The sequence below is a fragment of the Breznakia sp. PFB1-19 genome (assembly GCF_029893935.1).
GTDB classification, from domain to species: Bacteria; Bacillota_I; Bacilli_A; order Erysipelotrichales; family Erysipelotrichaceae; genus Breznakia; species Breznakia blatticola.
This window is the reverse complement of sequence record NZ_JARXXJ010000001.1, coordinates 201,950-218,531: the sequence shown is the minus strand read 5'-3', so window position 1 is coordinate 218,531 and position 16,582 is coordinate 201,950. Positions and strand designations below refer to the sequence as shown.

The 16,582-nt window shown below is 33.8% G+C and carries 16 protein-coding genes; 4 read left to right on the top strand and 12 right to left on the bottom strand.

Annotated elements, in window-relative coordinates; genetic code table 11:
* Positions 1-250: 250 nt before the first annotated feature.
* The 4 genes from M2098_RS00915 to M2098_RS00900 all read right to left on the bottom strand — a co-directional run bounded on the left by M2098_RS00915 (position 251) and on the right by M2098_RS00900 (position 5,550).
* Positions 251-823, bottom strand: a complete 573-nt coding sequence (locus M2098_RS00915) for a hypothetical protein (protein ID WP_280680765.1) — start codon at positions 821-823, stop codon at positions 251-253.
* A 77-nt stretch (positions 824-900) separates the two neighbouring features.
* Positions 901-2,667: an excinuclease ABC subunit UvrC gene (gene uvrC, locus M2098_RS00910; RefSeq protein ID WP_280680767.1), complete on the bottom strand. Its 1,767-nt coding sequence runs from the start codon at positions 2,665-2,667 to the stop codon at positions 901-903.
* Positions 2,668-4,974, bottom strand: a complete 2,307-nt coding sequence (locus tag M2098_RS00905; RefSeq protein WP_280680769.1) for an endonuclease MutS2 — start codon at positions 4,972-4,974, stop codon at positions 2,668-2,670.
* A 12-nt stretch (positions 4,975-4,986) separates the two neighbouring features.
* A complete protein-coding gene (locus M2098_RS00900; RefSeq protein WP_280680771.1) occupies positions 4,987-5,550 on the bottom strand; it encodes a CvpA family protein in 564 nt (187 codons plus the stop codon).
* A gap of 94 nt (positions 5,551-5,644) precedes the next feature.
* On the opposite strand from M2098_RS00900, the gene rnhC reads away from it, so the two are divergent.
* The gene (gene rnhC, locus M2098_RS00895; RefSeq protein ID WP_280680773.1) at positions 5,645-6,508 is read left to right on the top strand and encodes a ribonuclease HIII; all 864 of its coding nucleotides are present in this window, start codon (positions 5,645-5,647) and stop codon (positions 6,506-6,508) included.
* 228 nt (positions 6,509-6,736) lie between these two features.
* Here rnhC and M2098_RS00890 read toward each other — a convergent pair whose 3' ends face one another.
* Positions 6,737-6,988 carry a hypothetical protein gene (locus M2098_RS00890; protein WP_280685211.1) on the bottom strand — a complete coding sequence of 84 codons (252 nt, stop codon included), beginning with the start codon at positions 6,986-6,988 and terminating at the stop codon, positions 6,737-6,739.
* A 180-nt stretch (positions 6,989-7,168) separates the two neighbouring features.
* On the opposite strand from M2098_RS00890, the gene M2098_RS00885 reads away from it, so the two are divergent.
* Positions 7,169-8,506 (top strand): FAD-dependent oxidoreductase, encoded by a 1,338-nt coding sequence (locus M2098_RS00885; protein WP_280680776.1) that lies wholly within the window; start codon positions 7,169-7,171, stop codon positions 8,504-8,506.
* 21 nt (positions 8,507-8,527) lie between these two features.
* Here M2098_RS00885 and M2098_RS00880 read toward each other — a convergent pair whose 3' ends face one another.
* From M2098_RS00880 to M2098_RS00850, 7 genes are all read right to left on the bottom strand, one after another.
* Positions 8,528-10,291 carry an ABC transporter ATP-binding protein gene (locus tag M2098_RS00880; protein WP_280680778.1) on the bottom strand — a complete coding sequence of 588 codons (1,764 nt, stop codon included), beginning with the start codon at positions 10,289-10,291 and terminating at the stop codon, positions 8,528-8,530.
* Positions 10,288-12,057 (bottom strand): ABC transporter ATP-binding protein, encoded by a 1,770-nt coding sequence (locus tag M2098_RS00875; protein ID WP_280680780.1) that lies wholly within the window; start codon positions 12,055-12,057, stop codon positions 10,288-10,290. The genes M2098_RS00880 and M2098_RS00875 overlap by 4 nt, the downstream gene beginning before the upstream one ends.
* 127 nt (positions 12,058-12,184) lie before the next feature.
* Positions 12,185-12,649: a hypothetical protein gene (locus M2098_RS00870; RefSeq protein WP_280680782.1), complete on the bottom strand. Its 465-nt coding sequence runs from the start codon at positions 12,647-12,649 to the stop codon at positions 12,185-12,187.
* 92 nt (positions 12,650-12,741) lie between these two features.
* Entirely contained in the window at positions 12,742-13,107 is a 366-nt protein-coding gene (locus M2098_RS00865; protein ID WP_280680783.1) for a transcriptional repressor, read from the bottom strand.
* Positions 13,108-13,914, bottom strand: coding sequence for a metal ABC transporter permease (locus M2098_RS00860; RefSeq protein WP_280680785.1), 807 nt, complete (start codon positions 13,912-13,914; stop codon positions 13,108-13,110).
* The gene (locus M2098_RS00855) at positions 13,907-14,623 is read right to left on the bottom strand and encodes an ATP-binding cassette domain-containing protein (protein WP_280680787.1); all 717 of its coding nucleotides are present in this window, start codon (positions 14,621-14,623) and stop codon (positions 13,907-13,909) included. The genes M2098_RS00860 and M2098_RS00855 overlap by 8 nt, the downstream gene beginning before the upstream one ends.
* Positions 14,568-15,515, bottom strand: coding sequence for a metal ABC transporter substrate-binding protein (locus M2098_RS00850; RefSeq protein ID WP_280680789.1), 948 nt, complete (start codon positions 15,513-15,515; stop codon positions 14,568-14,570). The genes M2098_RS00855 and M2098_RS00850 overlap by 56 nt, the downstream gene beginning before the upstream one ends.
* Before the next feature lie 144 nt (positions 15,516-15,659).
* On the opposite strand from M2098_RS00850, the gene M2098_RS00845 reads away from it, so the two are divergent.
* Together M2098_RS00845 and M2098_RS00840 are read left to right on the top strand one after the other, a co-directional pair.
* Positions 15,660-15,914 carry a SemiSWEET transporter gene (locus M2098_RS00845; protein WP_280680791.1) on the top strand — a complete coding sequence of 85 codons (255 nt, stop codon included), beginning with the start codon at positions 15,660-15,662 and terminating at the stop codon, positions 15,912-15,914.
* A gap of 230 nt (positions 15,915-16,144) precedes the next feature.
* Entirely contained in the window at positions 16,145-16,582 is a 438-nt protein-coding gene (locus tag M2098_RS00840; protein ID WP_134167389.1) for a MarR family transcriptional regulator, read from the top strand.

Sequence of the window (16,582 nt, the reverse complement as noted above, 5' to 3'; positions counted from 1 at the left end):
GCGGATAGGAAGAACAAGTTCCTACATAGTGTTTTGATGAAGTAGCAGAAATGATGCGATATGATAACAACAATGACACACCACATACCCATTGTCCAAGATGCGATAAACCAACACTTTATCCAAAGAAATAAATACAACCTAAAATCAAAATAAAGGATTAGGTCTTTTTAAGTGCCTGACCCTTTATTTTGACTTTACTTAGCAATGAAGAGTACTTTCCTTGAGAATAAAAAAGAGCACTTGGCTCTTACTTAATATCTCTACGTAAATAGATGTATTGATTCATTCGTTTTTGTGATTTCATATACTTTTCTTCACGGCTTACTTCATAGAATTTACTATGTTTTAAAATCCGGATAATTCTTGCATCAGTGTCTGGAATCACTGCTAAATAGGCTTCCCCATACGCTTGTTTAAGCACATATTCAATGAGTTCATGACATACTTTATCACTTTCACCATATACAAAATCAATCAAGCAAATCGTATCTTTATTACATAATGGTTTTTCGAAAATACGAATCAGACGTTTGTAGATTGCTGGACCTCGAAGAATTCCAAACCATTTTATGACTTCATTACGATCTAATTGCAAAGCTCTCTTATTCCCTTGTGTACTTGCTAACACACCAACAACTCTTCCATCGTTTTCTGCGATACATACATGCTGTGGTTGTAAAGCACACATGATTGCTTTCTCTAATTTCTCTTCATCTATTTTTGGCAATTGCTTTTGGTATGCTTTAACTAAAGCATCAGCAACAAATAAACAATCATTTGAATTTCCTGGGCGCACTGTAATTGTTGCACTCTTTATCATAAATTAAACACTCCTTTGATACGCTATTAGTGTAATCAAAGAAGTGCACTTAAACAAGTCATATGCTTGCATATATACTAGAAATCTTTTTTCTCTTCATGAATGATACGATAGACATTTTCAGCAACTTGTTTTGGGACTAGTTCTGTTAATTCTTCCACACTTGCTGCTTTCATTTTTTTCATACTCTTATAGTGATTCCACAGTTTTTTACGACGCACACTACCAAGTCCTGGAATCTCATCCAAGATGGATTTTGTTTGTGCTTTACTACGTAATTTCTTATGGAAGGTAATCGCAAAGCGGTGAACTTCATCTTGCATTTGTGTCAACAAGAAAAATAGCGGTTGATCTTTTTTTACTGGAAGAATATTTCCTTCACTATCCATTAGACTAGCAGTTCTATGTTTATCATCTTTTACAAGTCCACATAGTGTAATATCAATATCTAGTCCATCTAGTATTTCTTTAGCTGCGTGGATTTGTCCAAGACCACCATCAACAATAAGTAAATCATTGGTTTTTCCTTGTTCTTTCAGTAAGCGGAAATATCGACGATAAATCACTTCTTTCATCGAATCTGTATCCGACACATATGTATCAAGCTTGTATGTTCGATAGTCTTTCTTTGATGGTTTTCCATCTTTAAAAACAACCATCCCAGATACATTAAATGCACCTGATATATGCGAGTTATCATAGATTTCAATCGTTGAAATCTTTTTACCAAGTAAGTTTGATAATTCTTCTAGTGCTTCATTACGATTTTCATCTTTACGTTTTACTAACTCAAATTTATCGATGTGTGATTTTTTCGCATTCTCTTTTACCATTTCCATCAAACGCAGTTTTTCTCCACGTTGTGGTTTGATGATCTTACATGGGAATACTTCGCTTAAATCCGTTTGGATATCCTTTGGTAAATATAGAATTTGTGGATATGGATTTTTCTGATAGTACTGCATTAAGAAGGATACAAAGGCATCTTCTACTTCTTCATAAATTGGCGTTACACTTAATGCGCGATCCAAGATTTTCCCTCCACGAATGAAAAACCCTTGGATACATAAATACCCTTTATCATAATAGTAGTTAAAGGCATCTTGATCCTTTTTATCAGCAAACTCAACGTGTTGGTTACTGGCCACATGATCAATGGACAAAATAAGTTCATGGTATTCTTGTGCCCGCTCATAATCCATCTTTTCACTAGCTTCCATCATGCGGTTTTTTAATTGATCGACCACCGCTTTGGTATCACCATTTAGAAACTTACGAATTTCTGTCGCCATTTTTTGATAGATTTCTGGATCAATATCATGAATACAAGGTGCTAGACATTGCCCTAAATGATAATACAAACATGCACGATTTGGCATATGTTTACATTTTCGTAAAGGATAAATCTTATTCAATAAATCTTTTGTTTTATGTGCTGCACCAGCATCTGGAAAAGGTCCAAAGTAATACACATCTTTTCGTTTTGGATTTCGAATAACAGATAATACGGGTGCTTTATCCTTTGTTAGCATGATGTAGGGATAACTCTTGTCATCCATAAACATAATATTGTATTTCGGTGTATATTTCTTAATTAAGTTAATTTCAAGAATTAAACTTTCCTTCTCACTATCGGTAACAATGGTTTCAAAGTCATCAATATTTTGGACAAGACGTGTTGTTTTTGTATCATGGACACCACGAAAGTAGGAACGCACACGATTGTTTAACTTCTTAGCTTTCCCTACATAAATGATTGTTCCATGTTTATCTTTCATCATATAACAGCCTGGTTTTGCTGGCAGCAAATCCAACTTGTCTTGAATCTTGTCCATATTTGCCATTTATTTTTTTCCTTTTAATGTCACAACAGTGGCTCCTAAACCACCTTCTCCTTCGCCACCTAAACGATAGCTATCCACATATTTACTTTTCTTTAAATACTCGTGAATGGCTTTACGTAAGGCTCCAGTTCCTGCACCATGTACAATGCGTACCGAATACATTTTTTGCACAACTGCATTATCAATATATTTCTCAACAATCGGTAATGCTTCTGCAACACGCATTCCTATGACGTTACATTCCATCGCCATTCGCGAATTACTTTGCATTGTTGTTTTAACTGATGCTTTTGCTTTCACTTTTGGTTTGAATGCAGGTACTAAATCTTTTGTCTTTACATTCATGCGCATTCCATTTGTGAGAATGGTTGCTTTATTTCCTTTTAAGGAGATGATTTCTCCTTCATATTGTAAGCCTTTGACTTTCACATAGTCATGTAATTTGACTTCATATACTTTGTCATCTTGTACATCTTCTACAGTTTCACTTTTCAGTTTGGAAGCAACTGCAATCATTTCATGTTCTTTCACATCTTTTAAGGAACGTAATTCTTGCATAACTTCTTTTGCTTGTATCCGTGCATCTTCAAGAATTTCATTTGCTTCTAAACGCGCTTTACGTAAGAGTGTTTCTTTTTCTTCCAACTGTTTATGCTTTGCTTTATCTAATTCTTCATGCATCAGTAGCAAACGTGCTTCATCATCTTTGAATTTACTTTGTGCTTCTAGCAATTCTAGTTTATCTTTCTCTAATTGCTCAAGTAAGATTTCTTGATTACTAAAACTTTGTTCGCGTAGTGTTTGCGCAGTTTGTAAAATCTCAGGTTTGATATGATAACGTTTCGCAATTTCTAGTGCATTGGAATTCCCACTGAATCCTTCCATATACTTATATGTAGGTTCCATTGTATCTAAATTAAAGCCAACACTTGAAAGTAAAATTTCAGGTTGTGTTTTCGCATACTTCTTCACCCCTGAATAGTGTGTTGTCGCAATTGACATAACTTTATGTTCTTTTAAATACTCTAAGATTGCAATTGCAAGACATTCTCCTTCGTTTGGATCTGTTCCACTACCTAACTCATCAAGTAAAACTAATGAGTGACTTGTTGCTGCATCAAAGATGCTCGCAAGTCTTGATAGATGTGCTGAAAAAGTGGATAGAGATTCCAAAATTGATTGAAAATCTCCAACATCAACAAATACATTATCAAATAGTGGAATAATGGCTTCATCACAAAGCACAGGTAATCCACTCATCGACATAATGGTGAATAACCCAATAGTTTTTAGTGTTACAGTTTTTCCTCCCGTATTTGAACCACTTATTAGTAATATTGAATGTGGTTTTTCAATACGATAGGTATTAGCAACAACCTTCTTTTCATCGATTAATGGATGACGTGCATCACGCATAAATAAGGTTGTTCCATCTTTTTGTAAATCTGCATAACATCCATTTGTTGAAAATGCATAATGTGCTTGAGCAAATAAGACATCCAATAAAGTTAGTGTCTCTAAATTTGCTTGCATTTCATCACTATATGGTTCAATCATTTTACACAACTCACGCATAATACGTTCCATTTCATTTTTCTCGTTGGCACGTAAAGACTGTAGTTTATTGTTTAGAATTAGTAGTTCTTCTGGTTCAATGTACACTGCTTGTCCAGATGCACTTTCATCATGCACAAATCCTTTTATTTTATTTTTATCACCAGCTTTAACAAGCAAAGTTGTTCGATTATTACGCGTTGCTGTAATTTGATCCATTAATGATCCACTATAACGTTGTAATAGTTCTCCAGTTTTTTTAGCTATATCACTTTCCGTTTGCTTTAGTCCTTTACGAATACGCGAAAGTTCTTCACTTGCATGATCTTTCACATCTCCTGACGGATCAATTTTTCTTTCAATTTCCTCACCTAGTTTTGTAAAGTCACTCAATGCATCAAAATAGTCCATAACTAGTGGTACATCTATTTCGATGTTTCGTTTGTATGCTTGCATGTTTTTATATGATGCAAAAAACATGGCAACATCAAAAAGATCTGCACCACTTAATAGTTTTCCTTTTCCAACGCTTTTGAAAACATCGTACAAATCTTTAACCCCTGCAAATACAGGTGCTTGGTATCGTTCGTATAATTTTAAACTTTCTTTTCCACGGACAAGTTCACGACTTGCTTGTAGATATGAAAAGTTTGGTTGTTTATTTTGGATATACTGTTTCGATAATGAAAATGATGCATACTTTGCAATCAGTTCTTTTACCTCCTCAAAATCCAATCCTTTATAATCCTTCATAATATTTTCCTTCTATTCATTTATTGTATCAACCTTGTCAAATACATTAAGTACATCTTTAATGACAGGTATATTTTCTTGCATACATTCTTTTACTGGTTCTAAGTGTGCTTGTTTTAATACTTCTCTACCATTACTAAAAAGTGGACTTGCTAGTAGCAAAACAACAAGGATAATATAAATACTTCCTTTTAATACAGCAAGTATACTTCCAAGAATTTGATTGATCGTTCCTACAACAATAATATCGTTAAATTTCTTCGATAGTTTACGTAATATATAAAAAGCTAAATTAATCACTATAAAGAAGATGAAAAACGTTATAAGTTGCGTAGCACTTTTATCTAACGCTTGATTTACATGTACTTCACCGACGTTAATACTTGTTTGAAATACAAAACCACTTTCACTTATCGCAATGGATACTAAGTAACTAGCAACTAAACTAACCAATAATGATGCAACCATCACAAGTTCTAATAACAATCCATTTTTATATCCTCTGATGGCATAAAAAATAAGAAGTGCTAGTAAAACTACGGGAATAAACATACTATATGCAATGGGAAATTCCATAAAAACCTACTTTCTGTTACTAGGACTATCATACAATGCAACCATAGGGAATGCAACTTTCCAAAGTTGTGTTATAATACTCAAAAAGGTGATTATGACAATAACAAAAACATATACAAAAAAACAAATCGATACACTCTATCAAGCGCTATCAAAACAAGGAGACATTCGTAAAACCCCACTATATGCCATCTTTCAAATCAAGATGAGTGATTGTACAATTACAGCATATGAATCAGGAAAAGTTGTCTTCCAAGGAACTGGTGCTTCTTTTTATGCCGGTGAAGATGAAAGTGACAACGTAACGCCAACAAACCAACAAGTATTTCCCCAAAGTGGAAGTGATGAAGTTGGTACTGGGGATTACTTTGGACCAGTTGTCGTATGTGCAAGCCATGTGCGTCAAGAAGATGTTAAAACACTTCATGCGCTTGGGGTGCAAGATTCAAAGAAAATGAAAGATGAACAAATCATCAAAGTCGCAAAGGAATTAATTACGTTTATTCCCCACTCATTTCTTATTTTAACTAATGAAAAATACAATCGTGTACACGAGCATTTCAATATGAATGCCATCAAGGCAAAGATGCACAACCAAGCATTTATCAATCTAGCAAATAAAGGTGTAACACTTGCCCAAATCTACGTGGATCAATTTACGCCACCAAAAAGTTATTTCCGTTATCTTCAAGGGGAACATTCAATTATTCGTGACATCCACTTTGAAACAAAAGCAGAAGATAAATATTTAAGTGTGGCATGTGCATCTATTATCGCCCGTTACTACTTTCTAGATACAATGGATAAAATGAGTGAGCATTACAACTTCACTTTCCCAAAAGGCGCTGGAGCACATGTTGACAAAGCCATTCGTGAATTCGTAGAAATACATGGTAAAGAAACGTTACAACTAGTCGCAAAAACGCATTTCTCAAATACAGAAAAAGCATTATCATAAACAAATAAAAAAGAACGGTTCTCCCACATGAGTCGTTCTTTTCTATATCCTTTCCTATCTTGAATGAAGTGAGGTATCCCTTCCATACCTTATTGATATTTATAGAATATCACAATTCATATAAATGTAACGCAAAAGTACTTCTTTTGGACAAATATGCAATTATTTGGAATAATCGGTAATTTTTGTGTGTTTTCCATGAAGTGAAAAAAAGCAGACCTTCAAGATCTACTTCTTTTTGCCATGATAATTTTTAAGGGCAACTGCGCAACCGATGGAAATTGTTCCAATACCGGCTACCCAGATAATCATGGCTTCACGGTTTTCCTGCGCTACTTTTTGGGCACGTGTACGTGATGCGCTAACTTCACGTTTGGTTGTAAAATCATTTGCATGATAATGCGTCGTAGCTTGCGAAACTGGTGAGAATAAACACGTGAGAGTTACTATCCCTTTACACACGAAAGCAGTAAAACTCATCATTTTTTCTCCTTGATTAGGTACTAATCACCCATATAGTACACCCAAGAAAACCAAAAGTAAAGTTATATTTTAGAAATAATTTTATCCTTTAATCTATGTGTTTTATCTTTGTAAGCAAATGAATGGAAGCACTGTTTCATTCAAGGTATGATAGTTCTATAAAAGGAGATAATGTATATGGAAAAAATAATTGTTGTGGGTGCAAATCACGCCGGCACTGCAAGCATCAACACGATGTTAGACAACTACAAAAATATTGATGTTACGGTATTTGATGCAAATTCAAACATCTCATTTTTGGGTTGTGGAATGGCGTTATGGATTGGCAAACAAATTGCTGGTCCTGAGGGATTATTTTATTCGGACAAAGAACAATTAGAAGCAAAAGGGGCAAAGGTGTACATGAACACAAAAATCGATCACATCGATTACGAAAACAAAATCGTGCATGCAACAACTTTTGATGGAAAACAAATGGAAGCAAGCTATGACAAATTGATTTTAGCTACTGGTTCATTACCTATTGCACCTAAAATTCCTGGTGCAGATTTACAAAACGTGCAATTTGTGAAGTTATACCAAAACGCACAAGAAGTAATTGATAAATTGGAGCTTCATCCAGACATACAAGACATTGCCGTTGTAGGTGCTGGATATATTGGAGTAGAACTTGCTGAAGCTTTCCAACGTAATGGACGCAAAGTGCGTTTGATTGATGTGGCTAGCAGTTCGCTATCAAGTTACTATGATCCAGAATTCACAAAACTTATGGATGAAAATCTAAGTGAACATGGAATCGAGTTGCATTATGGAGAATGTGTTCAAGCAATCAAAGGAACAGATAAAGTAGAAAGTATTCAAACCGATAAAGGTGAATATAAAGCACAAATGGTTATTCTTGCAGTTGGTTTTAAACCAAATAACCTACTTGGTCAAAACCACTTAACGTTATTCAAAAACGGTGCATTCCTTGTGGATAAAACACAGAAGACAAGTGATGATAGTGTTTATGCGATTGGGGATTGTGCAACCGTATATGATAATGCTATTCAAGATACAAACTACATTGCTCTAGCAACGAATGCTGTACGAAGTGGAATTGTTGCTGCACACAATGTTTGTGGTACGCATTTAGAAAGTCTAGGAGTACAAGGAAGTAATGGAATTCATATTTATGGGCTATCAATGGTTTCTACTGGACTTAGTTTACATAAAGCAAAAGACTACGGCTTTGATGCACTTGCTACTGACTATGAAGACTTACAAAAACCTGCATTTGTGACGGAAGATAATCAACCTGTAAATATTCGTATTGTTTACGATAAAGAAACACGTAGAATTCTTGGTGCACAAATGGCAAGTATGTATGATATCTCAATGGGAATTCATATGTTCTCATTAGCAATCCAAGAAAAATTGACTATCGATCAATTAAAACTATTGGATTTATTTTTCTTACCACACTTCAACCAACCATACAACTACATAACTATGGCTGCATTAACGGCAAAGTAAAAAGGACTCGCGTCCTTTTTTTTATGATTCTTGATACTTACTTCCTTGTAACGTATACATAGTAGCATACACTCCGTCTTGATTCATCAAGTTGTCATGACTTCCATCTTCTTTTACAATTCCATCTTCGATTAGAATAATTCGATCACTACTACGACAACTTGATAATCGATGACTAATCATTATCGATAATTTTGTATCAGTAATGTTTTTGAAATGATTGAATACTTCTTGTTCGGCTAGTGGATCCAGTGATGCGGTAGGTTCATCTAAAATCATTAAGGAACCCTGTTTATAAATACTACGCGCAATGGCTAGTTTTTGTTCCTGTCCTTTGGATAGATTTACTCCATCGGCATCCATATCTTTGGCACATGCAGTATCTACTCCACGACTAAACTTCACTAACTCTTTTTCAAAATCAGCTTCATGTAAAGCAAATTGTAAACGTTCTTCATCGACATCGTTAAAAGTAACATTTTCTTTAATTGAATAGTGAAACATCCGAAAATCTTGAAATATAATTGCTAGTTGTTTTAAGTAACAATCATAATCTAGACTTTGAATATCTTTTCCATTTACTAATATTCTTCCACTTGTTGGTTCAAATAAACGTGAAAGCAATTTAATAATGGTACTTTTTCCTAATCCATTTCGCCCAACTAGAGAAATGGTTTGTTTCTCATCAATCGAAAAGCTTAATCCTTTTAAGACTTCTACATCACTTCCAGGATAAGTAAAGTGTACATCATCAAAGACAATTGAAGTAATTGGTTCATCAAACACTTCATCTCCTTTTGGTGTATATGCAGCGATTTGATCATACAACTTTTTATATTCTTCAAGATATACAACTTGTGCATAGGTTTGTAAATACTCCGTTTGTAATACATTTAATGAAGCGTATAGTGATAATGATGCATTTACGATCAAAATCAATTGTTCTGGTGCTAAATCTTGTTGCATCGAACGATATAGTAGAAACACATACATAAATATCATCAATCCCACATTCATTACTTTCGCGACTAATTCACGAATGTTGCGAGCACCATATAAACGATATCCACTTTGTAAGAACACATCAAACACTTCTTGTAATTTCTTTAATAAGAACGGTTGCATTTGATATACACGAATATCTTTGGCTAATTGTGGATTTCGATAATTTGATAAATAATACCAGTATTCTTTGTTTTGTTTCAAACTATCTTTTGTGTCTTTCATTTCCATTTTCACAATGAGTTTATTCACCATGTAATTTACAAGTAAAACTGCTAAAATCACAAGAATTAATAATCCATCATATTCAAGCACAATAAACGAAACACTGAATATGACCAATATACTTTGCAATAGTTTTGGGATGGATAAAGCAAGTGCACCAACAACATTTAATTGTTCAATTGGTGAGATACCTAAATGAATTTGCTCAAGAAAATCAGGATTTTCCATTTGCGCATATGGTGTTTTCAACAAATCATTTGAAATTTTATCATAAAGCATGCTTTGAACAACTTCTTTCTCTACCCGTAAAGTTTTCATTAACTGAATGTATAATAAACGTAATACAAATAATACAGCTAGGAATATTCCAACTTGAAGTAATGCAGCTTCACTTGTTTCGTTACTTAGTGCAGAAATTGCAACGGATGGTAAAAAGACAAGCAGTAATGTAATTGCCGTTTGTAATAAAGCAGCAACTCCATGCTTAAGCATATAGTTTGGTTTTAATTTCATTACATGGGAAAGGAAGAAAGCGATTATTTTTATATTGTAAATCATGCCAATTCCTCCTCTTTATAATATTTAGCTTGTACTTGAAATAAATCATAGTACATTCCTTTTCTTTGCATAAGCTCTTCATGTGTACCAAACTCTGAAATGTTTTGGGCATCAACAAGTAAGATTTCATCACAAAAACTTGTACTTGCTAATCGATGCGAAATAAATAAAATTGTTTTGTCATTATATTCATTATTGATTTTGTGGTAGAACTCATATTCAGCTATTGGATCAAGTGCACTGGTTGGTTCATCTAAAATCAAAATATCACGATGGTATGCAAGTGCACGTGCCATGAGTAGTTTTTGACTTTGTCCACCAGATAATAAAAGTCCTTCACTGTCTACAAAACGTGTCAGTTGTTTATCCCAACCATACGTTTTAATATCTTCATAGATACCTACTTGCTTTGTAATTTCAACGAGTTCTTCATCTAAACAATCATTTTGGAAAGTCAGATTTTCTTTTAATGAATATGGAAAGATATTCAATTCTTGAAATACAGGAGCAAACAATGTGAAGTAACTTTCCTTATCAATATTCTGGATATCTACACCATTGAAATAGATGGTTCCACTTGTTGGTGGATATAAACCCATCAATAGTTTCATCATTGTTGTCTTACCCACTCCATTTAGCCCAATAATTGCAAGTTTCTTACCTTGGCTTAAGGTAAAGTTTAAATCCTTAAATACCATATGGGTGTTTCCAGGATAATGAAAATCTACATGATCAAATACAATCTCCCATGTACTTGCTTCTGGTAATGGTTGTGCTTGTTTTTGATCATCTTCTTCATGTAAATATTCAAACATGCGAATGATACTTGGATAGCGAAAACTAAGAGTTCGAAATCCTTCAAAGATTACTTCAAAAGCACTATTTACTTGCATAACTAAAGAGGTATAACTTGAAAATAATGGAAGCGATATGGTTTTTGCAAAATATGCTACAATGAGTACTCCATACATAACTCCATCTCGTATAAATTGATATACATTATCAAGATGCAAAATATGACTTTCCTTACGTTCCATTGGCATCAAGGTTGCTTGGATTCGTTTAATAATTTGTTCGCGCTTTTCATGTACATAATCTTGCATACGATAAACACGTAGCTCTTTTGCAAAACTTGCATCACGACTAATATCATTTAAATAAAATGACTCTCTCCATATACTTTGGTTTGTTTTTACTTGGTGATCGGCAAAGTTACCAGCATCAAGTTTTAATTTCACATATAATACAAACCATGCAATTGTGATAATCGGTATAATTGGATGAATTTGAAGTGTTGCCCCGATCGATACTGCAATAACACCAAGCGCACCAGATATATGTGCAAGTTGCAAATAGAATCCTTGTACTCCTTCAATGCTTTGTAGTGGTAAAATCACAAGTTCTTGTTTATCTAAATGCTCTGGATCTTCGAATTTATGCAATGGCATATACATGTTTTTCTTCATCAATTCAAACATCAATTGATAGCGAATGGTATATCCAATTGGCGTATATAAATACCGCATAACTGCACTCATTAATGAACTAATAAAAATAGTGACAAATAGCACAATGAGTATTTGCACATCAATTTCTTTTTGCATTAGCATTGTCAAAACTTCTTTTGGCAATAAAAATAATGCATATGTATAAATCCCACTAAAACAAAAATTCGCAAATAAAAGTAAAAAGTAGCTTTTCTTTTGTTTCCACATTTGGGCAAACAGCAGTGAAACTGTCTTTCTAAATGTTTTTATATTTTCCATATTCCCCCTTTGTCTAAACACCTATGTGTTTCTTTTCTCTATTATATGTATGCATCAACTATCTATCTAGACTTTTGACGCAAGTGGTTTGATTTCTTTACCAAGTGGTTTTAAAAAAAGAATAAGCTTATTTGAACTTATTCTTAAAGAAATCCATGAATTTTTTATATGGTTCTTCTTGCTTAATGCAAAGCACCACTTCGTCAGGATCTTGATTTAATAATTCTTGAACGGTGAATGTAATGTATTTTTTTGGAAACATCTTTCCATGAATTTGTATTTCTTTTGAAAACATAGAAATTTTTGCTTTTTTCACATCTGCACGTTTCACATAGATTGGATCCCCATATCCATCAAGTTCACGACTGATTGGTAAAATCACGATTTCATTTTCATTCTCGTCAAATCCAATAGCGTAGCTTGCATATGTATATGTTGTTTTTCTTACAATAACGAAATTCATCATTCCTACATCAACACCGCATCCATATACCACTTCAAAACGATCAGCATCTTCAATTACATCACAAAACAATTGTTTCATTGCTTCATAATTTTGTGTGCACACTTCATCACTTACTTTTCTAGCCATAAGTAGTCCCCCTTTATTTCTATTACTATTATAATTGCATATCGCTTTTGTGTATATAAAAAATCGCTCGCCATTACAAACGAGCAATTTTTTCATAATTTACAGTCTTTACAATATCCATACACAGTTAGGTCATGTTGTTGGACTTGAAAGTCATTTTTACTAGCAATCGTATCTATTGCATGGTGAACTAAACAATCTATTTTTATTTTGGTATGACAGCTTAAACAAATCATATAATGATAGTGCATATTTTCCATATAGTAATAATAGGCACTTCCTTCAATTATACTTTTGGCAATGACTCCTTCTTTTTGAAATAAATCCAGTGCACGATAGATTGTCGCTAGATTCATCTGTCCATCCAATTTTTCATACAACATTTCTGCATTATATAAATTCTCACGATCTTGTTTAAATAAATCCAATAGTTGCTTTCTATGTTTCGTTAGTCGCATCTAGTTACCTCGTATTCGCTTATATCCATAACATATAAATAAAATCGCGGTATATGCAAGAACAATCGTAGAACCCGTTGGAAAGTTTAAATGATAGCTAGCAACAATTCCTACAAACATTCCAATGACTGCAAAGATGATTCCAAAAATTAAGGTTTGTTTAAAACTCTTTGAAAGTTGGACAGCACTAATACTTGGAAAGATTACAAATGCAGATATTAATAAAGTTCCTGCACTTCGTACACCCAACACAACAAATACTGCAGTTGCAGCAGTTAAGGTATAGCGTAAAAGTGTCACTTTAACTTTACGAAAACGTGCATACGTTTCATCAAATGTCATAGATAATAGACTTCGATAATTCACACAAACAAATATCACAACAAGCAATGCAAGTATTACTGTACTTATCATTTCTGTTGTACTGACCGTTAAGATACTACCAACAAGTAATGATTCAATGGAACGATTAAACCCATCACCTACAGTTGCCACAATTAATCCAATTGCTAAAGAAACCGCACTAACTACACCAATTGCAGTATCACTATTAATTCCTGGTTTACTAGATATATAGGTAATCGCAAAACTTGCCACAACAACAAAAGGTAAAGCGAAATATAACGATTGTTCACTAAGTAGAAATCCTAAGATAACCCCAGTAAATGCAATATGACTCATTCCATCCGCAATCATCGCTTGATTACTGAATACTAGAAATGGAGACAAGCAAGCTGCACTAATTGCTAATGCAATACCTAAAATTAAGGCATATATCATAAAAGGATACTGAAACATACTAAACATGTGTGTGCCCTCCTTCATGAATGCATTTGTACTCTTTGACATTTCCATAGTAGTGAATTTTTTGATCAACATATAAGACTTTTTTATGCTCATCTTGATACTCATGCAAATCATGTGTAATGTATAAAATTGTGATTCCTAAACGATGGAGTGATTCTAAAAGTTGATTAAAATGATCACGAAATCCAGGATCTAATGCACTGGTTGGTTCATCAAGTAAAACCAGTTTTGGCTTATTGATTAGTGCACGAATTAAATATACACGTTGTTGCTGCCCACCAGATAATTTATCAATTGGCATTTTTAAAGTATGTTCTATTTGCATCGTATGTAGCCATTTCTCAATTTGTTTACGTTGTGCTTCTTTTATATGTAAATACTGCTTATCAAAACCTGAGTAAATAACTTCCTCTACAGTAATAGGAATGTTTCGCTTATTAAAAAGTTTTTGTGGCAAATAGCCAATGCCGCCTTTCGTATCCACGCTTACTTTCCCACTTGTTGGTTCAAGTAAACCAGTCAGTGTTGCTAGTAATGTGGATTTCCCACTTCCATTGGGTCCAATGACGTATACAAAGTCTCCTTCATCAACTTGGAAGGAAATGTCATCTAAAGCCTTGTAACCTTCAAAATGTACACTTAAGTGTTCTACATCAATTAGACAATGCTTGTTTGATGTTTTCGATGTTTTGTTTGAAGAGGTCTGCATACGTTACTCCTTTCTGTGCTTGTTCTTTTGAAATATTATGATATCCATGTAATTCAAGTATTTCGATTTCATAGTGTTCTTGCTGAAGTGTTTCTTTTATTAACGTAGCTACACGTGGTTCTACAAGTTCTTCTGTAAACACATCTTTTGCTTGATATTCTACAATTGCTTCTTTAAGTGTTTCTAGTTGCTTTGCCGTTACATCTGCATCTGGCTTAAACTGTTCACTTAACGATACGATATTGATGTGATATCGACTGCTAAATGCATCCATCGCATTATGACCCGCAAAGAAAATGGTTGGATCTACTTGTTTATATATGTAATTTGAAAACTCTTGATGCAATGAAGCGATTTCATCTTTATAAGCTTTTGCATTTGCTTCATACGCACTTTGGTGTTCTTTATCTACTTCTACTAAACGCTCACACACTGCATCAATTAATTGCATATAGGTTGTTGGGTCAACCCAAAAGTGTAAACTTGCATGATCTTCATGATCATGTTCTGCTACATGTACATGTCCAACCCCTTGATCATTTTCATCGTCATGTTCCACAAGGGTGAAACTTTCAGATAAATCAAGACTTTGCTTTTTATGTGCACTTGAACTTGTCCATGTCTCTAGTTCTTCACTTAAGAAAATAAAAAGATCTGCTTCATCTATTTGCACCATGTCTTTTGCAGTTGGTTCAAAATTATGAAGTTCACTTCCCCATGGGGTAATATTTTTAACATCTATTATGTCTTTTCCTATATTGGTTGCTAAATCATAACCAATAAAGGAACTAACAACTACTTGAACTTTATGATTGCTTTGTGTTGGTTTTGAGGTAGTACATCCACTTAACAATAAACCAAGCACAAGGATTGCTACTATTTTTTGTTTCATATCTCTCTCCGTTTTTGCGAACCATTCGCAAATGGGATTATACCACACAAAGTTAGATAACGTAAACTGTGATGAATGATGGAAATGCCTTTCCTTTTCAAAAGATATATTCTATAATACTTTTTATCGGACAAAGGAGAACGTATGGTTGGATATATAGCTGCAACACTTACAACTATTTCATTTATTCCACAGGTGATTCAAGTTGTAAAAACAAAAGATACATCAAGTATTTCACTAGGAATGTATACCCTATTTGTGATTGGGGTAGCCATGTGGTTAGTCTATGGTTTAGTTATTGGAGATTTACCAATGATCATCTCAAATGCAATCACAACAGTGCTATCAAGTGTCATTCTTGGATACAAAATTTATGCAGTTCGACAAAATAAGAAATAACTAAAAAATCTACTCGTGCGAAGTAGATTTTTTATTGCAACATTTCATATACAATAAGAATTATAATCGATAAGATTCTACAAGATACGTATACTCCTTGAAATTTCTCATTATATGGCACCTTTTCATTTATAGACTAACATATTTATAATTACTTATATTAAAAAATGATTGACAAGTCAACGGTATTCGATATAATAGTTGAGTCGTCAACTAATTAGGAGGAATATATGCAAAAAAACATAGGTCGTTTAGTCTCGATTGTATATCGTAAACGACAATCAATTATCAATGGTCTTTTTCATGAAGAAAACTTACCAAATGCAGAGGTTAGTATACTGCTACATCTCTATGGAAATGATGGTCTTTCACAAGAAAAACTGACCAAGTATCTCTCTATTGATAAGGCTGCAATTGCTCGCAGTATTTCCTCTTTAGAGACAAAAGGATATCTGCGTCGTGTAAGAAATCCAAAAGACAAGCGTGAGTATCAAATTCATTTAACTCAACTTGGGATGGATTCTGAAGACCTTGTCAAAGGAAAACTAGATCGCTTGAATGAATCGCTACTTGAAGGGGTTCAACAAAAAGATATCGACATTGCCTATGATGTGCTAACAAACATCATCAATAATCTTGGAATCAAGCTCCAAGAAGAAAGGAAGTAA

Coding starts and splice junctions, on each gene's coding strand:
- M2098_RS00850 (WP_280680789.1), bottom strand. CDS start 15,515: ATGAAACAAAAAATAGTAGCAATCCTTGTGCTTGGTTTATTGTTAAGT.
- rnhC (WP_280680773.1), top strand. CDS start 5,645: ATGACAATAACAAAAACATATACAAAAAAACAAATCGATACACTCTAT.
- M2098_RS00900 (WP_280680771.1), bottom strand. CDS start 5,550: ATGGAATTTCCCATTGCATATAGTATGTTTATTCCCGTAGTTTTACTA.
- M2098_RS00905 (WP_280680769.1), bottom strand. CDS start 4,974: ATGAAGGATTATAAAGGATTGGATTTTGAGGAGGTAAAAGAACTGATT.
- M2098_RS00870 (WP_280680782.1), bottom strand. CDS start 12,649: ATGGCTAGAAAAGTAAGTGATGAAGTGTGCACACAAAATTATGAAGCA.
- M2098_RS00890 (WP_280685211.1), bottom strand. CDS start 6,988: ATGAGTTTTACTGCTTTCGTGTGTAAAGGGATAGTAACTCTCACGTGT.
- M2098_RS00880 (WP_280680778.1), bottom strand. CDS start 10,291: ATGATTTACAATATAAAAATAATCGCTTTCTTCCTTTCCCATGTAATG.
- M2098_RS00885 (WP_280680776.1), top strand. CDS start 7,169: ATGGAAAAAATAATTGTTGTGGGTGCAAATCACGCCGGCACTGCAAGC.
- M2098_RS00875 (WP_280680780.1), bottom strand. CDS start 12,057: ATGGAAAATATAAAAACATTTAGAAAGACAGTTTCACTGCTGTTTGCC.
- uvrC (WP_280680767.1), bottom strand. CDS start 2,667: ATGGCAAATATGGACAAGATTCAAGACAAGTTGGATTTGCTGCCAGCA.
- M2098_RS00855 (WP_280680787.1), bottom strand. CDS start 14,623: ATGCAGACCTCTTCAAACAAAACATCGAAAACATCAAACAAGCATTGT.
- M2098_RS00860 (WP_280680785.1), bottom strand. CDS start 13,914: ATGTTTAGTATGTTTCAGTATCCTTTTATGATATATGCCTTAATTTTA.
- M2098_RS00915 (WP_280680765.1), bottom strand. CDS start 823: ATGATAAAGAGTGCAACAATTACAGTGCGCCCAGGAAATTCAAATGAT.
- M2098_RS00845 (WP_280680791.1), top strand. CDS start 15,660: ATGGTTGGATATATAGCTGCAACACTTACAACTATTTCATTTATTCCA.
- M2098_RS00840 (WP_134167389.1), top strand. CDS start 16,145: ATGCAAAAAAACATAGGTCGTTTAGTCTCGATTGTATATCGTAAACGA.
- M2098_RS00865 (WP_280680783.1), bottom strand. CDS start 13,107: ATGCGACTAACGAAACATAGAAAGCAACTATTGGATTTATTTAAACAA.